22 protein-coding genes are annotated in these 24,063 nt (G+C 49.0%); 18 read left to right on the top strand and 4 right to left on the bottom strand.

All coding sequences use genetic code 11. The features are described 5' to 3' along the window. Positions 1 to 106: 106 nt before the first annotated feature. The 4 genes from GPL15_RS00525 to GPL15_RS00510 form a co-directional block, all read right to left on the bottom strand. Positions 107 to 607, bottom strand: coding sequence for a hypothetical protein (locus GPL15_RS00525; protein ID WP_215695066.1), 501 nt, complete (start codon positions 605 to 607; stop codon positions 107 to 109). Between the two features lie 78 nt (positions 608 to 685). Beyond that, a complete protein-coding gene (locus GPL15_RS00520) occupies positions 686 to 1,195 on the bottom strand; it encodes a hypothetical protein (protein WP_215695065.1) in 510 nt (169 codons plus the stop codon). Positions 1,196 to 1,242: 47 nt separating this feature from the next. Further along, positions 1,243 to 2,721 carry a D-alanyl-D-alanine carboxypeptidase family protein gene (locus GPL15_RS00515; protein WP_215695064.1) on the bottom strand — a complete coding sequence of 493 codons (1,479 nt, stop codon included), beginning with the start codon at positions 2,719 to 2,721 and terminating at the stop codon, positions 1,243 to 1,245. Between the two features lie 73 nt (positions 2,722 to 2,794). Beyond that, a complete protein-coding gene (locus GPL15_RS00510; protein ID WP_215695063.1) occupies positions 2,795 to 3,448 on the bottom strand; it encodes a helix-turn-helix transcriptional regulator in 654 nt (217 codons plus the stop codon). A 290-nt stretch (positions 3,449 to 3,738) separates the two neighbouring features. Between GPL15_RS00510 and GPL15_RS00505 the strand changes: the two genes are divergently transcribed. The 18 genes from GPL15_RS00505 (at position 3,739) to GPL15_RS00420 (ending at position 23,878) form a co-directional block, all read left to right on the top strand. Then, positions 3,739 to 4,494 carry a DUF6062 family protein gene (locus GPL15_RS00505; RefSeq protein ID WP_215695062.1) on the top strand — a complete coding sequence of 252 codons (756 nt, stop codon included), beginning with the start codon at positions 3,739 to 3,741 and terminating at the stop codon, positions 4,492 to 4,494. Positions 4,495 to 4,616: 122 nt separating this feature from the next. After that, on the top strand, positions 4,617 to 5,219 hold the full coding sequence (gene rbr / locus GPL15_RS00500) for a rubrerythrin (RefSeq protein ID WP_215695061.1): 603 nt from the start codon (positions 4,617 to 4,619) through the stop codon (positions 5,217 to 5,219). 344 nt (positions 5,220 to 5,563) lie between these two features. After that, a complete protein-coding gene (locus GPL15_RS00495; RefSeq protein ID WP_346344873.1) occupies positions 5,564 to 6,427 on the top strand; it encodes a metallophosphoesterase in 864 nt (287 codons plus the stop codon). Between the two features lie 171 nt (positions 6,428 to 6,598). After that, entirely contained in the window at positions 6,599 to 7,396 is a 798-nt protein-coding gene (locus GPL15_RS00490) for a segregation/condensation protein A (RefSeq protein WP_215695060.1), read from the top strand. A 9-nt stretch (positions 7,397 to 7,405) separates the two neighbouring features. Beyond that, positions 7,406 to 8,194 carry an SMC-Scp complex subunit ScpB gene (gene scpB / locus GPL15_RS00485; RefSeq protein ID WP_215695059.1) on the top strand — a complete coding sequence of 263 codons (789 nt, stop codon included), beginning with the start codon at positions 7,406 to 7,408 and terminating at the stop codon, positions 8,192 to 8,194. A gap of 251 nt (positions 8,195 to 8,445) precedes the next feature. After that, entirely contained in the window at positions 8,446 to 10,578 is a 2,133-nt protein-coding gene (nrdD, locus tag GPL15_RS00480) for an anaerobic ribonucleoside-triphosphate reductase (protein ID WP_215695058.1), read from the top strand. A 2-nt stretch (positions 10,579 to 10,580) separates the two neighbouring features. Further along, positions 10,581 to 11,072 carry an anaerobic ribonucleoside-triphosphate reductase activating protein gene (gene nrdG / locus GPL15_RS00475; RefSeq protein WP_215695057.1) on the top strand — a complete coding sequence of 164 codons (492 nt, stop codon included), beginning with the start codon at positions 10,581 to 10,583 and terminating at the stop codon, positions 11,070 to 11,072. Between the two features lie 15 nt (positions 11,073 to 11,087). After that, positions 11,088 to 11,522, top strand: coding sequence for a dUTP diphosphatase (locus GPL15_RS00470; protein WP_215695056.1), 435 nt, complete (start codon positions 11,088 to 11,090; stop codon positions 11,520 to 11,522). 32 nt (positions 11,523 to 11,554) lie between these two features. After that, the gene (locus GPL15_RS00465; protein WP_215695055.1) at positions 11,555 to 12,319 is read left to right on the top strand and encodes a tetratricopeptide repeat protein; all 765 of its coding nucleotides are present in this window, start codon (positions 11,555 to 11,557) and stop codon (positions 12,317 to 12,319) included. Between the two features lie 24 nt (positions 12,320 to 12,343). Beyond that, on the top strand, positions 12,344 to 13,591 hold the full coding sequence (gene hflX / locus GPL15_RS00460) for a GTPase HflX (RefSeq protein WP_215695054.1): 1,248 nt from the start codon (positions 12,344 to 12,346) through the stop codon (positions 13,589 to 13,591). 33 nt (positions 13,592 to 13,624) lie between these two features. Then, entirely contained in the window at positions 13,625 to 15,991 is a 2,367-nt protein-coding gene (locus tag GPL15_RS00455) for a ribonucleoside triphosphate reductase (protein WP_215695053.1), read from the top strand. 11 nt (positions 15,992 to 16,002) lie between these two features. Further along, on the top strand, positions 16,003 to 16,575 hold the full coding sequence (locus GPL15_RS00450; protein WP_215695052.1) for a nitroreductase family protein: 573 nt from the start codon (positions 16,003 to 16,005) through the stop codon (positions 16,573 to 16,575). A gap of 132 nt (positions 16,576 to 16,707) precedes the next feature. Continuing rightward, entirely contained in the window at positions 16,708 to 17,049 is a 342-nt protein-coding gene (locus GPL15_RS00445; protein WP_215695051.1) for a PadR family transcriptional regulator, read from the top strand. Continuing rightward, the gene (locus GPL15_RS00440) at positions 17,036 to 18,424 is read left to right on the top strand and encodes an FtsW/RodA/SpoVE family cell cycle protein (RefSeq protein ID WP_215695050.1); all 1,389 of its coding nucleotides are present in this window, start codon (positions 17,036 to 17,038) and stop codon (positions 18,422 to 18,424) included. Before GPL15_RS00445 ends, GPL15_RS00440 begins: the two co-directional genes overlap by 14 nt. A 188-nt stretch (positions 18,425 to 18,612) precedes the next feature. Next, on the top strand, positions 18,613 to 19,818 hold the full coding sequence (locus GPL15_RS00435) for an amidohydrolase (RefSeq protein ID WP_215695049.1): 1,206 nt from the start codon (positions 18,613 to 18,615) through the stop codon (positions 19,816 to 19,818). Positions 19,819 to 19,948: 130 nt separating this feature from the next. After that, on the top strand, positions 19,949 to 21,319 hold the full coding sequence (locus GPL15_RS00430; protein ID WP_215695048.1) for a sodium-dependent transporter: 1,371 nt from the start codon (positions 19,949 to 19,951) through the stop codon (positions 21,317 to 21,319). A 208-nt stretch (positions 21,320 to 21,527) separates the two neighbouring features. Then, positions 21,528 to 22,748 carry an acetate kinase gene (locus GPL15_RS00425; protein WP_215695047.1) on the top strand — a complete coding sequence of 407 codons (1,221 nt, stop codon included), beginning with the start codon at positions 21,528 to 21,530 and terminating at the stop codon, positions 22,746 to 22,748. 539 nt (positions 22,749 to 23,287) lie between these two features. Continuing rightward, entirely contained in the window at positions 23,288 to 23,878 is a 591-nt protein-coding gene (locus tag GPL15_RS00420) for a DUF3793 family protein (RefSeq protein WP_215695046.1), read from the top strand. Positions 23,879 to 24,063: the final 185 nt, after the last annotated feature.

The following is a 24,063-nucleotide window of genomic DNA, read 5'->3' as shown; positions in this document are numbered from 1 at the left end:
TTTCATCCCCGACGGATGCCCCTCGGCCTGGCCCCTTCCAAAAATCCGGCCGTCTGTCCGCCGCCTCCTCCCGCTTTTCTGCGTATCTTTCTCACTTAAATCCCAATTATTCTGTCGTAATACTGGTAATTCCCAATTTCCCATTGATTTCATTGATAAAAACCGTCTGGCTGTCACCCAATGCGGCCCCTGCGCCGAAGATCTCCAGGGATGAAGGATCGGCCTCTGAGATTGATTTTTGCAGTTCCTGGGAAAAGAATTTGTCTGCATCCAGTTTTAAGAAAGCTTCTTTGTCCGCTATTTCTTCTCCATTTAAGAAAAGCGGGTAATCACAGAGATCAGCCAGAGCACTGAGATCCTTTTTGGATATAATGTCCTGTACGTTTTCAGCGAATTTCTGTAGTTCAGCAGCGTCCAGATTCTCATTATGTGATTCGGATTCTTCTGACGGTGAAACCGCGACTTCTTTTTGAGAATCTGTTTCGGGTGAGAAACTTGTTGTTACAGCAGCAGCAGTCGTATCCACGGCTTTTTTCTGACTGCATCCGGATACCAGAACTGAGATTGTGAATACCATAGCAGTGATTAATACAATTTGTTTTTTCATAAATAAAAATCCTCCAGTCTTTTGTTTTACAACTATTAGTCGTGACTGGAGGATAAAAAGTTTCAAAGTTTATGAAATTTAATCTTTGAACAGCATAGGCGCGCCGTTCCAGGTTAATTCCGGCATTTCCGGCAGTTCATTCAGGTAGATGTAGATGATTTGATTATCACCCCATCTCCCGGATACGGGCTTTTTCGTAAGGGCCGTAATATGATAATAGCCGTCAGCGATGTCCAAGGTCTGCTCCTGGGGGCATTGGGGATCAAAATCCATGAGCCAGAATAAATCAATTATATGAATCTTTCCGCCGCTTACCTGGATTCCTAACCGTATGGCTATGGGATAGTCTTCCGACATTTGGAGGCCGGGATAACCATCCCGGAATTTTAAACAATATCTTCCCGGTGAGCCGGTACAAAAAGCTGTGACATCCCCTTTTCGGATATGTTTTCCGATATCTTCCGGCCGGTTAAACTCCTGCATCAAAAAATTATAGGAAATGGGAATGTCTTTTACTGCTCCGGGTGAATAGAGCACGATCCCCATTCCGTCAATATCAAGGGTTATGTCCTGATTTATAGTATTCATCACTGTCTCCCATGTCTGTTAATCGTTAAAGAATCATTCCATTCTATTTATTGTATCCAGACACCCCGGTCGTCCAAATGGTATCCGTCAGGGGTTACTGTATTTTTCATCATAACGCCGTCGGCCCCCAAATAAAACCACAAATCACCGTCTTTCTGCCAATAGCTGGATGCCATTGCGCCGCTGGGTTTAAAATAATACCAGGCGCCGTTGTTGTACTGACGCCACCCTGTGGCCATATACTGGTTGGAATCAAACCAGTATGTAATATTTTCGAGCGTCAGCCATTCATTTGCTGCCTTGCTGCCATCTTCTTTGATATAGTACCATCCCGTGTGGTCCTGCTGCCATCCAATTTTAATTTCAGATTGACCCGTTTCAGGCTGCTGGCCGGGAGCGGAGGGAGACTGGGCTGTTGTAATGGTCTGCCCCGGTCCGTTGGATGTTATGCTGACTGAGGATCCGGACTGGTCTGATCCTGGCTGGCCTGATCCAGACTGGCTTGTACCCGGCTGGTTTGATCCTGGCTGGCTTGTACCCGGCTGGTTTGATCCGGACTGGCTTGTACCCGGCTGGTTTGATCCTGGCTGGTTTGATCCGGACTGGCTTGTACCTGGCTGGTTCGATCCGGACTGGCTTGTACCCGGCTGGTTTACCCCCGGCTGCCCGGCTGTTCCGGTTTTCACCTTTGCAAATCCGTATTCTAAAAGAGCCTTCGTATCCGCATAATGGGTGGATTTGCTCTTCATAATGACTACAATCAGGCGGACGCCGTTTTGTTCTACACAAGTGACTAAGGTATTGCCTGCCAGGGAGGTATAACCGGTTTTTCCACCGACAATCCCCGGATAATACCTGGAATCGCTTTCATAAACCATCTTATGTCCCATGGAGATCGTGCGTTCTCCGGCCAGCTTAGTCGCCGGGAATTTGTACGTCGTCGTGGTGGTGATCTGGCAGAGCGTAGGATTTTTAAATGCTTCCCTGGCGATCAGCGCCATATCATAAGGTGTGGTATAGTGATTGGAATTGTTAAGGCCATGTGGATTGGCAAAATTGGTATTGGTACAGCCCAGGGCTTTGGCCCTGCTGTTCATCATATCTGCAAAATTCTTGTTGCTTCCGGCAATGTGCTCGGCCAGGCCGTTTCCAATTTCATTTGCCGACTTTAAAAGAAGGCCGTAAAGGCAGTCTTTCACAGAAAGCTTGTCCCCTTCTGTAATTTTCAGGGAAACGCTTCCGGCTTCCATATTGGTGGTTGCCGTGGAAGAAAATGTTACCGTGTCGGTCAGTCCGCAGTTTTCCAGTGTAAGAAGAGCGGTCATCAGTTTCGTGATGCTGGCAGGATAAAATCTGGTATTGCCGTTTTTTTCAAATAATACCTCCCCTGTGCCGGCATTTAACAGGACCGCGCCTTCTGCGGCGACTACAGGTTCCGTGACTGCAGGTTCGTCCGCGTAGGCAGCAGAATTGCAGATCAATGTAAAACTCATGCATATAATAAGAAAAGACTTCCATTTTTTCATTGGTTCAATCTCCTGATCAATCGAAATTCATATCCGTTTTTTATTATATCATGAGATTACGAGGTTTGGTCATTCATTTCTTTACAGATTTCTTACGTTGATTTTTGGAGAATTCAGTATTACCTATTTGCAGCGGCTGCTGTGTGTCCAACTGTGTATTCAGCAGTGGTTCTGGCTGTGTATCCAGTAATGGGTCTAACTGCGTATTCAGCCGTGGGGCCAGCTTTGTATCCAGCAATTGATCCGTCGGTGTGTCCAGCGGTGTGTCCGTCGGTGTATCCAGTTGTGTGTCCAGCGGTGTGTCCGTCGGTGTATCCAGTTGTGTGTCCGTCGGTGTGTCCAGCGGTGTGTCCGTCGGTGTATCCAGTTGTGTGTCCGTCGGTGTATCCAGTTGTGTGTCCGGCGGTGTATCCAGTTGTGCGTCCAGCGGTGTATCCAGTTGTGCGTCCAGCGATGTATCCAGCGGTGTATCCGGCCGTGTATCCAGCAGTTGATCCGGTTGTGTATCCGGCTGAAGGTCCGGCTGTGGATCCGGGCGGTATTCCATAACTTCACGTACCGAGCAGTGCAGGATTGCGCACAAAACCTCAACCGTATGAGTTGATATGTACTTGTTCTTTTTCAGCCGCCCGATCTGTCCGGCGCTGATTCCGTAGTACCGGATCAGCCGGTATTGCGTGATGCGTTTGATCTTCATTGTTGTCCATAAGTTGTCGTAAGTGATCATGATGTCCTCCATTTTAAAACATTCCCATGTCAAAGGAATGAACGCTGTCAATATTGGGGTTTGCTGCTGTGCCGGAGTGTGCCTGACGGAAAGCATTTTTCAAGTATGATATAAGTTCATTAAAGCGATATTATCCAAAAATGTATATTATCCATAAATGGATAATATTGGTAATTACGGAAAAATGGGGCGAAATACCGATTGATTATTTGGGATAAGTTATACTTGACGGGGGCTTCGGTTAGCGGGTATGATGGAAAATATGAGCAAGAAGTTGGGAGATAAGCGGAATGAAAGAGAAATTATATACAATTGAATTGATGGACGCTGTAAAATCAGGAGACGAATGCCCGTTCTGTTACCTGGAGCGGAAGCTGGAGCAGGAGGCGGTGGAGTTTGTGCTGGGCTCCTCTTATATGGAAAGCGATATCCGTGATTTGACGGACAAGCAGGGCTTTTGCAGGAAACATACGAAGATTATGTTTGACTATGGCAATTCCCTGGGAAATGCATGGATTTTAAAGAGCAGGATGGAATATCTGAGAAAACATCTGAAAAAGGAGATGGACGGATTTGCGCCTTCAAAACCTTCATTTTTCGGAAAAATTAAGAAAAATGAGGGCACAGGCAATGGAATTACTTCCTGGATCAGGGGCCAGGAAGATCACTGCTATGTGTGCGGGCGGGTAAATGATACATACCGGCGCATGCTGGATACCTTCGTTTATCTGGCAAAAAAGGACGAGGAATTTTTGGATCTGATCAGACAGTCAAAGGGATTCTGCATCCATCATTTTGCGGATCTGATTGAAGTTTGTGAAGAAGGGCTGGGGGAAAAGGAGAAGGAGCGTTGGTATCCGGTGCTCTTTGAACTGACGGAAAAGAATCTGGCCCGGGTACAGGGAGATATTGACTGGTTCATCGAAAAATTTGATTACAGGAACCAGGATGCGGACTGGAAGGAATCCAAGGATGCGGTTCAGAGAACCATGCAGAAGATCGTGGGAGGATATCCGGCGGACCCTGTATTTAAAAATCAAAAGTAAGACGGGAAGAGCGTTTATTTTTGTTCATTATTCTGATGCGGAAATAAGGAAAAACTGGTATAATTTTCAACATGCCGGGGATAGTATATAGAAAATCATAATCAATAACAGGAGGATTTTCTATGGCAGATTTGAGAAACAGCGAGACGGTTAAAAATCTAATGAGGGCCTTCGCGGGCGAGAGCCAGGCGAGAAACCGTTATACCTTTGCGGCATCGGCAGCGAAAAAGGAAGGGCTTCCGGTCATCGAAGCTGTGTTCCAGTTTACGGCGGGCCAGGAAAAAGAACATGCGGAGATCTATTATAATTATCTGAAGGAAGTGGCCGGGGATACCATTCATGTGGATGGGGGATATCCGGTGGATTTATTCGATAAGACAGTGGATTTGTTAAAGGCCGCAAGACACAATGAATATGAAGAATACGATCCCGTTTACCGGATGTTCGGCGATATTGCGAAAGATGAGGGATTCTCTCAGATAGCCAATACATTTTATATGATCGCAGAGATAGAGAAAACTCATGGCGACCGGTTTAACCTGTTTGCAGACCTGATGGAAAAGAACCAGCTTTTTGTGTCGGATGTTTCAACCGGCTGGATGTGTTTAAACTGCGGTTATGTTTATCAGGGGCCGAAAGCGCCGGCCGCATGTCCGGTATGCAGACATGAACAGGGATATTTTATCCGCTTGGAACTGGCTCCTTATACAAAATTGGCAAAATAGAAGGTCTAAAGTGAATCGTTGTGGTTCCGCCACAGGCGTAACCCGGATAAGGCGTAACCCGGATAAGGCGTAACCCCGGATAAAAGGTAACCCTGGTTAAAACGCAACCCGGATAAAACGTAACCTGGATAAGGTGTAACTCAACAAAACAGTACAGACGGCTCGTCTTCTTGACCGGAAAAACCGGCCAGGAAGCATCGGATGTTCCTTCGATGGGAAAATTGATAAAGAAAGCTGCTTGCAAGCGGGCTTGACGCTGCTTTCTTTATCAATTTTCCCGCCGTTTGCATTGCTGCATTCAAACAGGGGACTAATAATTTCAGGAAAGGAAAAGGATTGACAGCGTGGGCATAATCATCGCGGGCATAGTATGTGCTGTCGGCGGGGCGGCGTTTTTAGCGCGGTCCGCCTATGAACGGAAACATTTTGTAACGGAAGAATTTACCATTCATTCAGATAAAATTACATCCGGCAAAACCTTTGTATTCCTTTCGGATTTACATAGCAATTCATTTGGAAAAGGAAATGAGGATCTGATCCGGGCGATTGATGGGATAAGGCCGGATGGGATTTTAGTCGGCGGGGATATGATGGTGTGCAAAGGCAGGCGGGAGGTGGAGACAGCTCTTCACCTGATCTGCGCCCTGGCCGCACGGTATCCGGTTTACTGCGGCAATGGCAACCATGAGTGCAGGATGAACCGGGAGAGGAAAATCTACGGAAACCAGTATGATGAATATAAGAACAGGCTTATAAAGGCGGGAGTTCATTATCTGGAGGATGAAACTGTGCTGGTGGGAGATGATATTGCGGTCAGCGCCGTGGAAATCGGGGAGGAATTTTATAAGAAATTCTATGTCAGGAAGATGAAGAAAGAATATCTGACAAAACGCCTGGGCCGGGCTTCCAAAGACCGGTTTCAAATCCTTTTGGCCCATTCCCCGCTGTACCATAAGACCTATTGTGCGTGGGGGGCAGACCTTTCGCTGGCCGGCCATTTTCACGGAGGAACCATACGGATCCCGCTCCTTGGCGGAGTTATGACGCCCCAGTACCAGTTTTTCCTGCCCTGCTGCGCAGGCTTTTTTGAAAGGAACGGCCGCTATATGATTGTAAGCCGCGGACTGGGAACTCATTCCATTAATATTAGAATTAATAATAAACCACAAGTGGTAGTGGTTAAACTTACTAATAAATCCATATTTTGATGGGAATCATATTTACAGAAAAGGGAAACTCTGCTATACTAGCCCTATGCGAAATGACTGAAAATGGTAACAGTTCAGATCTGTCTGAACTGTTATTGAAAATGACATACCAGATTAGACCGACGGTGCCGGAAGATGACACCGTCGATTTTTTCGGGAATTGAGGAAGAAATGAGTATATCTTATAAGCTGGAAAAGTTCGAGGGGCCGTTGGATCTGCTTCTTCATCTGATTGAAAAGAATAAAGTGAGCATTTACGATATTCCGATTGTGGAGATCACAGAGCAGTACCTGGATTATGTGAGCCATATGGAGAAGGAAGATCTAAATCTGGTCAGCGAATTTCTGGTGATGGCCGCAACCCTGATCGATATCAAATCCCGGATGCTGCTGCCTCTTGAGGTGGATGAGGAAGGGGAAGAGGAAGACCCCAGGGCGGAACTGGTGGCGCGGCTTTTGGAATATAAGATGTACAAGATGATGGCCCTGGAACTTCAGGAGATGGAGGAGGGGGCCCAGCATATGCTGTTCAAACAGCCTACCATTCCCAAAGAGGTTGCCAAGTACGAGCCGCCGGTGGATTTGGACCAGCTTTTGGGCGATCTGACCCTGGCCCGTTTGAAAGCCATTTTCGAGTCAGTGATGAAACGGCAGGAAGACAAGATCGATCCGGTGCGAAGCAAGTTCGGAAACATTAAAAAAGAGCCTGTGAGCCTGGAACAGAAGATCAAGTCCGTGATGAGCTATGCCAGGCAGCACCGGAAGTTCAGTTTCCGGCAGATGCTGGAGCGGCAGACGGACAAGCTGGAAGTGGTGGTGTCTTTTCTGGCGGTGCTGGAGCTGATGAAGATCGGCAAGATCCATTTGGTTCAGGAACACATTTTTGACGATATGTACATAGAGACACTGGAACCTGAGGGTGAAGAGGCAGAGCTTGATTTGGACGGCCTGGATGATTTTGAAGGATAGGATCGTGTTATGGATGATAATGTAAAAAAAGAGGGCATTTACCGGGAATCGGACTGGGAGGCGATCATAGAAGCCGTTTTGTTTACCATGGGCCGTTCCGTGGAGATAAAACAGCTTGCTGTGGCCATAGACCAGGATGAGAAGACGGCCAGGGCGGCGGTGGAGAAGCTGGCGGCCAGGTACGATAAGCAAAAGGGCGGGATGAAGATTATCGAGCTGGAAGACGCCTTTCAGATGTGTACCAGGGCTGAATTTTATGAAAACCTGATCCGGGTGGCATCGGCTCCTAAGAAACAGGTGCTGACGGAAGTGGTGCTGGAAACCCTGTCCATCATTGCGTACAAGCAGCCGGTGACCAAGATGGAGATATCCAAGATCAGAGGCGTTACCTCCGACCATGCGGTTAACCGTCTGGTGGAATACGGCTTGGTATATGAAGTCGGAAGGCTGGATGCGCCCGGCAGACCGGCTTTATTTGCGACCACTGAGGAATTTTTAAGGCGGTTTGGAGTGGGATCCAAAACGGATCTGCCCACCATGAACCCGGAACAGGAAGAGGAGATCAAAGCGGAGGTCCAGGAAGAACTGCAGCTCAGGCTGGGGGATAGCCAGTCCGTGGAAGGAGAGGAAGCAGCACCCGAAGCGGCAGAAGGAGAGGAAGCGGCACCTGAGGCGGCAGAAGGAGAGGAAGCGGCACCTGAGGCGGCAGAAGGAGAGGATGCAGCATCTGAGACGGCAGAAGGAGAGGACGCTGCACCCGAGACGTCAGAATGGCCGCTGGATGCCCCGGAGCCCTAAGGAATTAAATCAGAAGCAATGGCTCCGGATATCAGCAGATCAGCGGAAGGGAACAACCCGGCAGAATGGCCGGAAAATGGGCCCCGGCCGGGGATGGATGACGAAAGAAAAATTTAAACGAAAAACTGCCTTGACTACATAGACGGTAAGTGTTACCATTTAAGGGTAGCTCATACACCATATAGAGATAAAAAGATAATAAAAACACAATATATGGTATTTTGATAATTGGAATTTTAGGAGGAATGGGATTGGACTGCAGTGATATTAAAGTGGTGAAAAAGGACGGCACCAGGGAGGATTTCAATGTCCAGAAGGTCGTCGTTGCGGTGAATAAGTCGGCAAACCGCGCTATGATAACATTTACCCAGGCGGAGATCAACTTCATCTGCCAGTTTGTGGAAGAGAAGGCGGCTGCCCTGAATGAGAGATACATCCCCATCGCACAGATGCACAATCTGGTGGAGGGGGCGTTAGAAAAGGTGAATCCGCAGGTGGCAAAAAGCTACCGGGACTACCGCAATTACAAGCAGGATTTTGTACAGATGCTGGATGAAGTTTATAAGAAGAGCCAGTCCATCATGTATATCGGCGATAAGGAAAACAGCAATACGGACAGCGCGCTGGTATCCACCAAGAGAAGCCTTATTTTTAATGAATTAAATAAATCATTATATCAGAAATTTTTTATGACGGTTGAGGAACTGCAGGCATGCAGGGAGGGATATATCTATATCCACGATATGTCTGCAAGGCGGGATACCATGAACTGCTGCCTGTTCGATGTGAAGAATGTGCTGACAGGCGGATTCGAGATGGGTAATTTATGGTATAACGAGCCCAAGACCCTGGACGTGGCATTTGATGTGATCGGAGATATTGTACTTAGCGCCGCCAGCCAGCAGTATGGCGGTTTTACTGTTCCCAACGTAGAAGAAATCCTGGCTCCTTACGCGGAGATTTCCTATGAAAAATATATCGATAAGTACCAGAGCCTGGGCCTAAGCCAGGAAAAAGCCGAGCAGGTGGCCTGGGACGACGTGCAGAGGGATATGGAACAGGGCTTCCAGGGATGGGAATACAAGTTCAATTCCGTGTCCTCCAGCCGCGGCGATTATCCGTTTATCACCATGACGGCGGGAACGGGAACCAGCCGGTTCGCCAAGATGGCAACCATAACCATGCTGAACGTCAGACGGAAGGGACAGGGAAAGAAAGGCTGCAAAAAACCGGTACTCTTCCCGAAACTGGTATTCCTCTATGATGAAAAGCTTCACGGCCCGGGAGGCGAGCTGGAAGATGTGTTTGAGGCGGGAATTGAATGTTCGTCCAAAACCATGTATCCTGACTGGCTGTCCCTGACAGGCAAGGGCTATATCGCCAGCATGTATAAACAGTATGGCAAGATCATTTCTCCCATGGGATGCAGGGCGTTCCTCTCTCCCTGGTATGAAAGGGGAGGGATGTACCCGGCGGATGATAAAGACGTACCTGTATTCGTAGGGCGTTTCAACATCGGCGCGGTCAGCCTCCATTTGCCGATGATACTGGCAAAGGCGAGACAGGAGAGCAGGGATTTCTACGAAGTTCTGGATTATTATCTGGAGCTGATCAGAAAGATCCATATCAGGACCTATGCTTATCTGGGTGAGATGAGGGCGTCCACCAATCCGCTGGCTTACTGTGAAGGCGGTTTTTACGGCGGTCATTTGGGGCTCCATGACAAGATCAAGCCTCTCCTTAAAACGGCCACCGCATCCTTTGGGATCACGGCATTTAACGAGCTTCAGAGGCTGTACAACGGAAAGTCCCTGGCGGAAGACGGGCAGTTTGCGCTGGAAACCCTGGAACACATTAATAAGAAAATAAACGAGTTTAAAGAGGCGGACGGCAACCTGTACGCGATTTACGCCACTCCGGCGGAAAACCTGTGCGGCCTTCAGGTGAAACAGTTCCGCAAGAAATACGGCATCATCGAGAATGTTTCCGACCGGGAGTACGTGAGCAACGGATTCCACTGCCATGTGACGGAGGACATCACCCCGATCCAGAAACAGGATTTGGAGTACCGGTTCTGGGAGCTGAGCAACGGCGGAAAGATCCAGTATGTCAAATACCCCATCGATTATAATAAGGAAGCCATCAAAACCCTGGTCCGCAGGGCCATGGATTACGGTTTCTATGAGGGAGTGAACCTCTCCCTGGCGTATTGTGACGACTGTGGCCATCAGGAGCTGGATATGGATGTGTGCCCCAAGTGCGGAAGCAGGAATTTAACCAAAATCGACCGTATGAACGGATACCTTTCCTACTCCCGTGTAAAAGGAGATACAAGGCTGAATGACGCCAAGATGGCAGAGATAGCAGAGAGGAAATCAATGTAATTATGCGTTACCATAATATAACGAAAGACGACATGCTCAACGGGGACGGCCTTCGGGTGGTCCTGTGGACGGCGGGATGCAATCATAACTGCAAAGAATGCCATAATCCGGTGACCTGGGATATCAGAGGGGGAATCCCCTTTGACCAGGCGGCCAGGGATGAGCTGTTTGAAGAACTGGAAAAATCATATGTGTCGGGAATTACCCTGAGCGGAGGCGATCCGCTCCATCCCGACAACCGGGAAGATATAAACGTCCTGATTGATGAGATATGCGAACGGTTTCCCAATAAGACCATCTGGCTCTATACCGGTTATGAATGGGAAAGTATCTGCCGCCTGCCATGTATCCGCAAAGTGGACGTGGTGGTGGACGGCGAATTTGTGGCAGCGTTAAAGGATGCGAAGCTGCACTGGAAGGGAAGCTCCAACCAAAGAGTGATCGATGTACAGAGATCCCTGTTAACAGGAGAAGTTGTTCTCCACGAAAGCTGAAAGGAAAACTGGATTATGCCTGACATTAAGATTAAATATTTTACTGACAAGATTGAGAGACTGAGATACATTGACGGGAAGTCCGACTGGATTGATCTGCGGGCGGCTGAAGACATTGAGATGAAGGCAGGGGATTTTAAGCTGATTCCCCTTGGAGTCGCCATGGAACTGCCAAAGGGCTATGAGGCCCATATCGTTCCGAGAAGCAGCACATTTAAGAATTTCGGAGTGATTCAGACCAATCATATGGGCGTTGTGGATGAATCCTACTGCGGCGACGGGGACCAGTGGTTTTTCCCGGCTTATGCGCTCCGGGATACGGAAATTCATGTAAATGACCGCATCTGCCAGTTCCGCATTATGGAACATCAGCCTGCGATCTCATTTATCGAAACGGACCGTCTGGGCCATGAGGACAGAGGCGGACACGGAAGCACCGGCAAAGAATAGCAAGCTGCCGACGGCGGCGGAATTGAGGGGATATGAGACGGTTTGTAATTTGGGCGGGGGCAGCGTTACTGAGCATGTCACTGATTACAGGGTGTCAGAACAAGAGTAAAGAACGTTATACATTCAGGGATACGGGAATCGAGCAGCTGAATTCCCAGGATTATGAAGGAGCCATCGCTTCTTTCGGCCAGGCGCTGGAACTTTCCAAGGGCATGGTGGATGATTTTGAACTGGATGTATTAAAATACAGGGCTGAGGCAGAATATAAAGCAGAAGATTACGAGGCTGCGGCCCACAGCTATGGAATACTGATTGAAGTGGACGGCGAGAAGCCGGAATATTTGAATTACCGCTGTCTGAGCCTGGTTTCGGCCGGGAAGCCGGATCAGGCGCTGGAGGATTTTACCAAATCCTACGCGCTGGATAAGCAGGCGGCCGGTTCGGAGGAGGCCCTTTTGGCGCTCGGAGCCGCATTAGACCAGGCGGGACGCCATGACGAGGCCGTTACCTTATACAACCTGGCTGTTGCGGACGGGGCTGATAATCCGGTCGTTTATAACCGGATGGGGCTCTCTATGATGGACAGTGAGGACTACGACCAGGCGATTTCCTATTTTGAGAAGGGGATCAGGGCCGGCGAAGGGGATGGCCTGGCGGAATTGTATTTTAACCAGGCTGCAGCCTATGAATACAAGGGTGAGTTTTCAAAGGCGCTGGAATTATTTGAAACATACAACCGTACATACGGTCCGGATGAACAGGCGGACCGGGAAATAGCATTTTTGAAAACACGATAATCAGACTGGTATTGAGAGGCGAAGATGGCGGAATTATATGATTTAAAGGAAGTGGAAGAGAGGGTGATCCTGATCGCGGCCAGCGTCAGCGATGAGGATGACACGGCTGCGTCGGTGGATGAACTGGAAGAACTGGTGAAGACGGCGGGGGCCGTGACTGTGGATAAGATCATCCAGAACAGGGAACGGGTTCATCCCGGCACCTATCTTGGAAAAGGCAAATTGGACGAAGTGAGAGAGCGCATATGGGAACTGAACGCCACCGGCGTGGTGTGTGACGATGAACTGTCGCCGGCCCAATTGCGCAATCTGGAAAATATACTGGATACAAAGGTGATGGACAGGACCATGGTGATCCTGGACATCTTCGCGTCCAGGGCGACCACCAGCGAAGGAAAGATCCAGGTGGAGCTGGCCCAGTTAAAGTACCGGGCGGCCAGGCTGGTTGGCCTTCGCAATTCCCTTTCCCGTCTGGGCGGGGGAATCGGTACCAGGGGGCCGGGAGAAAAGAAACTGGAGATGGACCGCCGTCTGATCCATGAGAGGATCAGCCAGTTAAAGGCGGAATTAAAGGATGTGGAGCGGCACCGGGAGGTGACCAGGCAGCAGAGGAGCAGAGCCCATACTCCGGTAGCGGCCATTGTGGGCTACACCAATGCGGGGAAATCCACGCTGTTGAATTACCTGACAGGGGCTGGGATTCTGGCGGAGGACAAATTATTTGCCACCCTGGACCCAACCACCAGGAATCTGGAGCTGCCCAGCGGCCAGCAGATGCTTTTGACCGATACGGTAGGGTTTATCAGAAAGCTGCCCCACCATTTGATCGAAGCATTTAAGAGCACCCTGGAAGAAGCCAAATACAGCGACATCATTCTCCATGTGGTGGACTGTTCCAACCCGCAGATGGACATACAGATGTATGTTGTTTACGACACATTGAAGGAACTGGGAATTCATGATAAGATAATGGTTACCGTCTTTAATAAGATAGATGAGGAACCGTCAGACGTCATTTTAAGAGATTTAAAGGCCGATTATCAGGTGAAGATATCGGCGAAAACGGGGCAGGGAGTGGATGGCCTTTTAACGGTTCTGGACGATATTTTGAGGAACCAGAAGGTGTATCTGGAAAAGGTATATCCTTACCAGGAAGCAGGTAAAATCCAGATGATCAGAAAATACGGGCAGCTTCTTTCGGAAGAATACCGGGAAGACGGGATCGAAGTGAAAGCATATGTGCCTTCTGAATTATTTGGACAGCTGATATAACAAAAAGCGGCAGGTGAGAAAGGAGTTTGTGTCATGATTAACGTAATAAAACGAGATGGGGAAGAAGCCGAATTTAGTTTGGTGAAGATTACGGAGGCCATAAAAAAGGCATTTAAGGCGACGGGAAAGGATTATAACAACGAGATTCTGGAACTGTTGTCTCTGCGGGTAACCGCTGATTTCCAGGATAAGATGCATAACGGGACTGTTTCTGTGGAACAGATTCAGGACAGCGTGGAGCATGTGCTGGAACAGACCGGATATACGGATGTGGCCAAAGCATATATCTTATACAGAAAACAGCGTGAGAAAATCCGCAACATGAAAAATACCATTCTGGATTATAAAGATGTGGTGAACAGCTATGTTAAGGTTGAGGACTGGCGTGTGAAGGAGAACTCCACAGTGACTTATTCTGTGGGAGGGCTGATTTTAAGCAACTCCGGCGCGGTTACGGCAAACTACTGGCTGTCTGAAATCTATGACCAGGAAATCGCGGAAGCCCACCGCAACGCGGACATCCATATCCATGACCTGTCCATGCTGACCGGATACTGTGCCGGATGGTCGTTAAAGCAGCTTCTGATGGAAGGGCTTGGCGGAATTACGGGAAAGATCACTTCCTCACCGGCAAAACACCTTTCCGTACTCTGCAACCAGATGGTCAACTTTTTGGGCATTATGCAGAATGAATGGGCGGGCGCCCAGGCATTTTCCTCCTTTGACACTTACCTGGCTCCTTTTGTGAAAGCAGATAACCTTACCTACCCGGAAGTTAAAAAATGCATTGAATCCTTTATTTACGGTGTGAACACCCCCAGCCGCTGGGGAACCCAGGCGCCGTTTTCCAACATCACCCTGGACTGGACCGTTCCTGACGATATGGCGGAGCTTCCTGCAATTATCGGCGGAAAGGAAGCTGATTTTAAATATAAAGACTGCAAAAAAGAGATGGATATGATCAACCGGGCCTTTATCGAGACCATGATCGAAGGCGACGCCAATGGCCGCGGCTTCCAGTATCCCATCCCTACATATTCCATTACCAGAGATTTTGACTGGTCTGATACGGAGAACAACCGTCTCTTATTCGAGATGACATCCAAATACGGAACTCCTTATTTTTCAAACTATATCAACAGCGATATGGAGCCAAGCGACGTGAGAAGCATGTGCTGCAGGCTTCGTCTGGATCTGCGTGAACTCCGCAAAAAGACAGGCGGTTTCTTCGGTTCCGGTGAGAGCACAGGTTCTGTAGGAGTTGTTACCATCAATATGCCGAGAATCGCTTTCCTGGCAAAGGATGAAAGAGATTTCTACACCAGGCTGGACCGGATGATGGATATTTCAGCCCGTTCCTTAAAAGCTAAGAGAGAAGTTATCACAAAGCTGCTGGACAGCGGACTGTATCCCTATACCAAACGGTATCTGGGAACATTTGAGAACCATTTCTCAACCATCGGCCTGATCGGCATGAACGAAGTGGGACTCAATGCCAAGTGGCTGGGCGAAGATTTGACCCATCCTAAGACACAGGAATTTACCAAGGACGTATTAAACCACATGAGGGAACGCCTGGTGGTTTACCAGGAGGAATACGGCGACCTCTACAACCTGGAGGCAACTCCTGCGGAATCCACCACCTACCGTCTGGCAAAACATGACGTGGACCGTTATCCGGGAATCAAGACGGCAGGCCACAACGGGGATACCCCTTACTATACCAACAGCTCCCATCTGCCGGTTGACTATACGGCCGATGTGTTTGAAGCCCTGGACGTTCAGGATGAACTTCAGACCTTATACACCTCGGGAACCGTATTCCATGCGTTCCTGGGAGAGAAGCTGCCTGACTGGCAGGCGGCTGCCAAGCTGGTGCATACCATTGCTGAAAACTACAAGCTGCCTTATTATACCCTGTCACCGACCTATTCCATCTGTAAAGACCATGGATATCTGTCAGGAGAGCATTTTACCTGTCCGATCTGTGGAAAAGAGGCGGAGGTTTACAGCCGCATCACCGGTTATTACCGCCCGGTTAAGAACTGGAACGAAGGAAAGACCCAGGAATACAAGAACCGCACCACCTATGATGTGCCTAATTCCGCGCTGAAAAAGGGGCCGGAAACGGCTGCGAAGATCACAGAGGCGGCGGCCCGGACTGACAAGGATGTGCCGGTGGGAACCTTTTTATTCACCACCAAGACCTGCCCCAACTGTAAGATCGCCAAGGAATTCTTAAAGGGAGTTGACTATCAGGTGGTGGATGCGGAGGAAAATCCGGATCTGACCGGAAAATTCGGCATCATGCAGGCGCCTACCCTGGTAGTGGTAAAGGACGGCCAGGTTAAGAAGTACGTCAATGCCAGCAATATCAGAAAATTTACGGAGACGAAATAGAGGAGGGGCTTATGTTATCTGAGTTAGTTAAGCGGTGCCGCACCTACCGCCGCTTCTATGAGGATGTGCGGATCACGGATGAAGAGTTGATGGAACTTGTGGATCTGGCCCGTTTGACCGCTTCAACGGCCAATTCCCAGGCTTTAAAATTCAAGATAATCAACACCCCGGAAGAGAACGAAAAGGTATTTGCCACGCTGGGATGGGCGGGAGCCCTTCCCGACTGGGACGGACCGGAACCGGGAGAGCGGCCCAGCGCCTATATCCTGATCTGCTGTGACCTGGATTTGGCGAAGAATAAACCGGTGGACGACGGCATCGCGGCCCAGACCATCATGCTTGGAGCGGTGGAAAAGGGCTACGGCGGATGTATGCTGGCCAATGTCCAGCGCAGCCAGTTAGCGGAGGCGTTAGCCATAGATACGGAGCGTTACAGCATCGATCTGGTGCTGGCTCTTGGAAAACCCAAGGAAGAAGTGGTGATCGTGCCCGTAGGGGAAGATGGAGACGTGAAGTACTACCGGGATGAAAACCAGGTGCATTATGTGCCCAAGCGGGGGCTGGATGAGATATTGATGAAATAATGGGATTATGAAAAAGGCTGGTTCAGGCGGCAATCCAAAAGAAAGCGCCGGGAATCAAGCCTTTTTCTTTCTTGACATATATAGATTATCGATATATAGTATATATAGATAATCTATATATGGAGGTAAGTTATGGCGTCAGAGAAGAACCCGGCATCGGGAAGCACATCCATGCTGCTTTTGCAGCTTTTGTCAGAACGGGATATGTACGGCTATGAGATGATTGAAACCCTGGGAAAACGGTCGGAGAACCTTTTTGAACTCAAGGCGGGCACGTTATACCCGCTTCTTCATACCATGGAATCCCAGAATTTCCTGATTTCCTATGAGGCGGAGGTGATGGGGAAGACGAGGAAATATTATGGGATCACCAAGGAAGGCAGAAAAGCGCTGGAGAGAAAAAAGAAGGAGTGGCAGTCCTACAACAGAGCCATTTCCCGTGTAATAGGGGGTGAGCTTTGTGGAATTGAATAATTATCTGGAACAGCTTCAGGAGCAGATCAGGAATAAAAAGGCCAAGGCAGCGGTGGCGGAGGAGATCAGGCACCATATAGAAGACCAGGCCGGAGTTTATGAAGCCGGGGGGATGGCTGCCGAAGAAGCTGTGAAGAAGGCGGTGAGCCAGATGGGGGATCCGGTGGAAGTGGGGATCGAGATGGACCGGATCCACAGGCCCAAGCCCGCCTGGCCCCTGCTTCTCATGGTGGTTGTGATCAGCCTGGCCGGGCTTTGGGCACAGTATTTCAGTTTCTACCGGCTGGAAGATGAACTGATGTTATACCAGAGAGTGATTGACAATGCATTTGAACGGCAGTGCATTTATGTGCTGATCGGAATCCTGATTATGGCGGCGGTTTTTTATCTGGACTACAGTCTGGTGGGCAGGCACGGAAAGAGAGCGGCAGTTCTTTTGCTGGGGGCTTTGTTTGTGATCTGCCTCTATGCGCCTATTTATAATGGGGGCCATTCCTATATGAAGAGCCTGATCTATCTGTTCGTTCCATTTTACGGGGGCGTGCTCTATCAAAACCGGAAGCGCGGTTATTATGGAATCTTTTCCAGCCTCTGCTGGCTGACGGCCGCATTTTGGATTGGAGCGGCACAGATCGGCGGAGGACTGGGAATTACAATCGACATGGTCTGCGTCTGTTATCTGATGCTGACGGCAGCCGTGTTTAACGGATGGTTTCAGATCAACCGGAAAGCAGGCATGGCGCTGGTGGCCGGTGTCATACCTGGGGCGGCAGTTTTAGGAGCCCTTACCCGCTTGAAGCCCTACCAGTTAAAACGGCTGGAAATTATATTTCATCCGGAGAGATATGCCCAGGAAGCGGGGTATCAGGCAGCGAAGGTCAGGGAGGTGATACAGGGGCTGACCCTGTTCGGAAGCGGGGACGTGAATGTAGAACAGCTTCCCAGCCGTGTGCTTCCCGGTGTCCAGTATGATTACATCATGCTCCAGGTGGCTTCTGTCTATGGGATTCTGACCGCCTGTCTGCTGACATGCCTTTTGGCAGTTTTCCTCTTTTATCTGTTTTGCATGATCCGCAGGCAGAAAAACCAGCTTGGCAAGATGGTGGGATACGGATGCGTGATGGTGCTGGCGGTGGAGATGGTGCGGAGCCTGCTGAACACCTTCGGATTTTATACAATCTCCTCAGGCGGAATGCCTTTTTTTTCCTTTGGAAGATGCCATACCATTACGATTTATGCGCTGCTGGGAGTGATATTCAGCATTTACCGATATCAGGAACTGGTTTGGGAGAAGAAAGAGGATGGGAACGTTCAGGAGAAAGGGGTTTTAGCCAGACTGGGGAAATACAGGATACGGATTGAACGGTGCAGATGATGAAACGCAGGAGACAGGTTCCCGCATGAAAGCAGTATTTTCGGAATACTTTAACGGAGAATCTTTCGTGCAACAGTTCAGACAGCGGGAAAATGCCCATAGTTGACAAGCAAACGCCTGGTAACTACAATGTAGTTACCGGGCGTTTCGTCTGTCCGGAAGCGGATTAAAACTATAGGGGGATGAGCATGGACAAGAACAGAGAAGAGAAAAGGCAGTTCAAAAAAGATGAAATAAAAGAAGCTGTCAGGAAATACGAAGCTGAGTTAATTGAGTACCGGAGGCATTTTCACCGCAGGCCGGAACTCTCTTTTCAGGAGAAGGAAACCTCTGCCCTGATCTGTAAAAAACTGTCAGAAATGGGGATTTCGCTGATGGAAGGGGTCAGGGCCAATAGTTGTGTGGGAGTGATAGAAGGGGATGAACCGGGGCCGGTTCTTCTATTCCGCGCGGACATGGATGCATTGCCGGTGACTGAGGAAACCGGTTTGCCTTACGCGTCTGAGAAGCCGGGGATCATGCATGCCTGCGGCCATGATGCCCACACGGCGGTGCTTTTGTGTTTCGCGGATTTTCTGTCCCATCACAGGGATCTGGTGAAAGGGACTGTGAAGTTTGTGTTTCAGCAGGGGGAGGAAAAGAAGCCAAACGGTGGAAGCTGGATTGTGGAAGACGGGGTTCTGGACGATGTGGACGCGGTACTGGCGTGGCATTGTTCCCCGGAACTTGAATTGGGGGTTGTTTCTGCCACGGAAGGCCCCAGAACCGCATCCACCGGCAGTTTTGAGATACGGATTCAAGGGGTGGGAGGCCACTCGGGATTTCCTTATAAGTCGGTAGATCCGGTTTCTACAGGGGCATTGATTGTAAATGCGGTTAACCAACTGATTGGATGGACTGTGGATCCCATGAGCGCGGCGGCCTTGTCTGTAACTTATTTTGAGGCCGGAAAAAAGGGCGCTTATAATATAATTCCCGATACTGCGGCCATTGGCGGCAACCTGCGGAGTTTGACCAACGAGACGGCCGACAAATTGTTCTGCCGGATTCAGGAACTGGCGGAAAATATCTGCAGGGCCAAAGGCTGTACCTGTGAGTTCATGAGGGAAGACGGGCCGCCTGCTATGGAGAACAACCGGGAACTCAGCCTCCGGGTTAAAAATGCTCTGCGGGAAAATGGCATAAACGCCATGAATACGCCGCCGATTATGGCATCGGAGGATTTCGCGTTCTACACCCGGAAAAAACCTGGGGTTTATTTTAACGTGGGCACCCATAATCCGCTGAAACCGGAAACCGCCTGTATGCCTCACAATCCCCGTTTCTGCATAGACGAGGAGGCCATGTCCATAGCGCTGGAAGTTTTTATTGTTTCCTATCTGGAATTGACGTAACAGTTCAGACCTGTCTGAATTGTTATATATGATAAAATGAGGTTGTCAGAGAAACTAAATTAACTCTTTCCCTTTTCCCTGTTCTGTTGTAAAATAGAGAACAGCATGTACTAGGAGGGAAAGTTTTGATATGAAGAGAGAAAAGTTTTCGTCAAGACTGGGATTTATCCTGATCTCGGCGGGCTGTGCCATTGGCTTGGGAAATGTATGGCGTTTTCCCTATATTGTAGGGCAGTATGGCGGCGCAGCATTTGTGGTGATTTACTTGTTGTTTTTATTGATTTTGGGGCTTCCGATCGTGATTATGGAGTTCTCTGTGGGCAGGGCCAGTCAGAAAAGTGTTGCCCTGTCATTTGACGTTCTGGAACCCAAAGGAAGCAAATGGCATTTGGCTAAATATCTCGGAATGGCGGGCAACTATATCCTGATGATGTTTTATACCACGGTTGCAGGGTGGATGATCCTCTATTTCTTTAAGATGATGACCGGCGATTTTACGGGGATGTCCCCGGATCAGGTGGCCGGTGAATTCGGCGGTGTGCTGGGCAATGCGCCTTTGATGTTCGGCATGATGGTTGTTTCCGTATTGATTGGCTTTGGCGTATGCGCTATGGGACTTCAGAACGGCGTGGAAAAGATCACCAAGATCATGATGGTATGTCTGCTGATTCTGATGGTGGTGCTGGCAATCAATTCCGCCATCATGCCGGGAAGCGAAGTAGGGCTCACCTTCTATCTGAAGCCGGATTTTGGCAATATGGTGGAATCGGGTCTGGGTGAGGCGGTATTCGCCGCCTTGGGACAAGCCTTTTTCACCCTCAGCATCGGCATCGGCGCCCTGGCGATTTTCGGCAGTTATATAGGAAAAGAGAGAAGTTTGACCGGTGAAGCCATCAGCGTTACGCTCTTGGATACCTTGGTTGCATTTATGGCAGGAATGATCATTTTCCCGGCCTGTTTTGCATATGATATCCAGCCTGACGCCGGTCCGTCGCTTATTTTCATCACCCTGCCTAATGTATTTAACCATATGGCGGGTGGAAGATTCTGGGGAACGCTGTTTTTCCTGTTCATGTCGTTTGCGGCCATTTCAACGGTCATTGCGGTATTCCAGAATATCGTGTCATTTGCCACGGACCTTACGGGCTGCAGCGTGAAGAAAGCGGTTGTCTGCAATATTATAGCGGTGATCATTTTATCCACACCTTGTGTGCTGGGATTCAATCTGTGGAGCGGTTTTATGCCGTTTGGAGAGGGCACAAATGTGCTGGATCTGGAAGATTTCATTGTCAGCAACAATCTGCTTCCCATCGGAAGCCTGATCTATCTGGTATTCTGTACCTGCCGCTATGGATGGGGATTCGATAATTTCATGAAGGAAACCAACACGGGGAAAGGGATTAAATTCCCCCGCTGGGTCAGATTTTATGTGTCTTATCTGCTTCCGGTCATCGTGCTGGCTATATTTATCCAGGGGTACTGGGCTAAGTTTTTTAGCTGATGAGAAGAGGAAACAATGGAAGAAAAGGTCAGACCATTCGTATGGATGGTTTGGCCTTTTTTGTGTGGGAAATGGGTGGTATGCTTATTTTTTGTTGTCATATGACGTCTTTAGATGGTACAATAAACAGATAATAATCAGACAGATAATGTTCCATCGGGGGCCGGATTCCGTTACAGGCCCGGTGGACGGGAGAGGGCGGATATATATGAAAATATTGGTAATCAACAGCGGCAGCTCTTCTTTAAAATTCCAGGTGATCAATTCCGGGACAGAGCAGGTGCTTGCGAAAGGGGTCTGCGAGAGGATTGGCATAGACGGGGTGTTCAATTATAAGACCGGATCCGGCGTTTCGATCCGGCAGGAAGTTCCCATGCAGACCCATAAGGAAGCGGTCAACACCCTGCTGGACATGCTGGTAGATCCGGAGCGGGGCGTGATAAAGGATTATACGGAGATCGACGTGGTGGGTCACCGGCTGGTTCATGGGGGAGAAAAATTTTCCGGTTCCGTGGTCATCACAGAGGAAGTCATCCAGGCCATGAAAGAGTGCAATGATCTGGCGCCTCTCCATAATCCGGCCAACCTGATCGGAGTTTATGCCTGCCGGGAGCTGATGCCGGATCTGCTCATGGTAGGGATCTTTGACACGGCTTTCAACCAGACCATGGAGCCTAAGGCATTTCTCTACGGCCTTCCCTACCGGTATTATGAGAAATACAAGATCCGCCGCTACGGGTTCCATGGAATCAGCCATAAGTATGTGTCTCAAAGGGCGGCGGAATTCATGAGGCAGGATCCGTCTGCTGTGAAGACCATTGTCTGCCATTTGGGAAATGGAGCCAGCATCTGTGCGGTCAAGTACGGCAGGGTGGTGGACAATTCCATGGGATTTACGCCTTTAGAAGGGCTGGTGATGGGAACCAGGTGCGGGGATGTGGACGCCGGAGCCCTGGAATATCTGGCGAAGAAAGAAAATCTGGACTTCCGGCAGATTATGACCATTTTAAACCAGGAATCAGGGGTTCTGGGCATTTCAAGCAACTTTTCCAGCGATTTCAGGGAACTGAAGGACGCGGAGATCAAGTACAATGACAAGGCCGCTCTGGCAAGGGAAATATTTGTATACCGGGTTGCCAAATACATCGGCAGTTATGCGGCGGCTATGAACGGTGTGGACAACATCGTATTCACCGCCGGTGTGGGTGAAAATGATTCCGATATCCGGGAGCAGATCTGTGAATACCTGGAATTTCTGGGCATTACCATCGACGAGGTTAAAAACCGGGAGCAGGCGGAGGCAGTCCGGATATCCGATGGAACTTCCCGGATCAATGTGCTGGTGATCAAGACCAATGAGGAACTGGAGATTGCCAGGGAAGCCGCTGCGGTGGCCATGGAGATCAAATCTAAGAACCGGGAACCGTAGAAGACTTTGCTGCTTCGCATTTACTGCGCGGACCGTACGAAAACATTGGGGTTGCAGGCATCCAGTCCCTCGCCGCAAGCGACTTTAATGGGCTGGATGCGTAACAGTTCAGACCTGTCTGAACTGTCACTGCCGCCTTGCGCCGTTGGAATTCATCGTTCCGTCCAGGCTGGAAATCATGAAAATGATAAAATAGATCAGAAAAAGTGCTTGCATTTTTAGTTAGCATATGCTAATCTATATTTAGTTAGCAAACGCTAACTGACGTGTGAATATTCTATACATTTTAAACCTGTAAAGGTTTTCCTCTATCTGACCCGTAGAGGTTCGTGACTCCTACGAAAAACACCCTTATACCCGCATAATAAGGGTGTTTTTTCGTACTGTTTTAGATAAATAAAATTGATCCTAATAATATTTCTCAACAAGGGGATAATGATAATTATAGAGCAGTAAACAGCTTGATGGAAACTGAAAGACAGGATATGATTACAATATGGTTAGCAACAGCTAACTATATAGGCAAAGGAGGTATTATTTTGTCGGCCGATATGATTTTAAACTATTTAGGACAGTGTGACAAGGAAAGAAAGCTGGAATTTCATATTGTGTGCCAATGTGCGCCGGTGTTAAAAGGGGTTAAGATTTCCAATATCGTCACCGTCGCCGCAGGCGCCTGGAAAACGGTGAAGCGGACATTGGCGGAGAGCAGGATCATCTGTGTGCCTTTGTTTGTGGGAAAGGAAAAGGATGTGATATTTCTCTACCGTTATGAGGAGATGGCAGAACATTTGAAAAATGAAAATGTCCGCAGGTTTATGGAAGAATACGGTTATATAAAACCCACCGTGGAGTCGGTGATATTCAGGCTCCGCAGGAGATATCAGGATTATTCGGAGGGCAAAGCGGGCTTCCCCCATGAACTGGGCGTTCTTTTGGAATATCCGTTGGAGGACGTGCTGGGCTTTATTCAAAATCAGGGAAAGAACTGCCTGCTCTGCCGGTATTGGAAAGTTTATCACAACAAAGAGCGGGCCAAGGAGATTTTCCGCCAGTATGATGAGGCCCGGGAATGCGCTATGAAAGAAATGATTGCAGGATGTCCCCTGAAGCAGGTGGCCAGTTCCTGATCATGGATTCATATAAAAAGAATCCCCTTGGCGGGATTCTCCGCCTGCGGCGGATCGTTTCAGCGGCAGAATTTCTTACTGCCGCATTATAAGCGGTGCGCAGCAGGATGCCGCGGTTTGCAACATCTTAAATCCGCGGCAAAAATAAAAAAAGGAGGATAGGCAGATAAGGAACTGTCTGAAAA

Origin of the sequence: Clostridium sp. MCC353, assembly GCF_018785315.1 — a bacterium.
In the GTDB taxonomy this organism is placed as follows: Bacteria; Bacillota; Clostridia; order Lachnospirales; family Lachnospiraceae; genus CHH4-2.
The sequence above is the reverse complement of the archived record's forward strand: the minus strand, read 5'-3'. Positions and strand labels throughout refer to the sequence as shown.

Bases quoted from the DNA above. Each gene is read 5' to 3' on its own strand.
- GPL15_RS00525 (WP_215695066.1), bottom strand. From the start codon at position 607: ATGAAAAAACAAATTGTATTAATCACTGCTATGGTATTCACAATCTCA.
- GPL15_RS00520 (WP_215695065.1), bottom strand. From the start codon at position 1,195: ATGAATACTATAAATCAGGACATAACCCTTGATATTGACGGAATGGGG.
- GPL15_RS00515 (WP_215695064.1), bottom strand. From the start codon at position 2,721: ATGAAAAAATGGAAGTCTTTTCTTATTATATGCATGAGTTTTACATTG.
- GPL15_RS00510 (WP_215695063.1), bottom strand. From the start codon at position 3,448: ATGATCACTTACGACAACTTATGGACAACAATGAAGATCAAACGCATC.
- GPL15_RS00505 (WP_215695062.1), top strand. From the start codon at position 3,739: ATGAAAGAGAAATTATATACAATTGAATTGATGGACGCTGTAAAATCA.
- rbr (WP_215695061.1), top strand. From the start codon at position 4,617: ATGGCAGATTTGAGAAACAGCGAGACGGTTAAAAATCTAATGAGGGCC.
- GPL15_RS00490 (WP_215695060.1), top strand. From the start codon at position 6,599: ATGAGTATATCTTATAAGCTGGAAAAGTTCGAGGGGCCGTTGGATCTG.
- scpB (WP_215695059.1), top strand. From the start codon at position 7,406: ATGGATGATAATGTAAAAAAAGAGGGCATTTACCGGGAATCGGACTGG.
- nrdG (WP_215695057.1), top strand. From the start codon at position 10,581: ATGCGTTACCATAATATAACGAAAGACGACATGCTCAACGGGGACGGC.
- GPL15_RS00470 (WP_215695056.1), top strand. From the start codon at position 11,088: ATGCCTGACATTAAGATTAAATATTTTACTGACAAGATTGAGAGACTG.
- GPL15_RS00465 (WP_215695055.1), top strand. From the start codon at position 11,555: ATGAGACGGTTTGTAATTTGGGCGGGGGCAGCGTTACTGAGCATGTCA.
- hflX (WP_215695054.1), top strand. From the start codon at position 12,344: ATGGCGGAATTATATGATTTAAAGGAAGTGGAAGAGAGGGTGATCCTG.
- GPL15_RS00455 (WP_215695053.1), top strand. From the start codon at position 13,625: ATGATTAACGTAATAAAACGAGATGGGGAAGAAGCCGAATTTAGTTTG.
- GPL15_RS00450 (WP_215695052.1), top strand. From the start codon at position 16,003: ATGTTATCTGAGTTAGTTAAGCGGTGCCGCACCTACCGCCGCTTCTAT.
- GPL15_RS00445 (WP_215695051.1), top strand. From the start codon at position 16,708: ATGGCGTCAGAGAAGAACCCGGCATCGGGAAGCACATCCATGCTGCTT.
- GPL15_RS00435 (WP_215695049.1), top strand. From the start codon at position 18,613: ATGGACAAGAACAGAGAAGAGAAAAGGCAGTTCAAAAAAGATGAAATA.
- GPL15_RS00430 (WP_215695048.1), top strand. From the start codon at position 19,949: ATGAAGAGAGAAAAGTTTTCGTCAAGACTGGGATTTATCCTGATCTCG.
- GPL15_RS00425 (WP_215695047.1), top strand. From the start codon at position 21,528: ATGAAAATATTGGTAATCAACAGCGGCAGCTCTTCTTTAAAATTCCAG.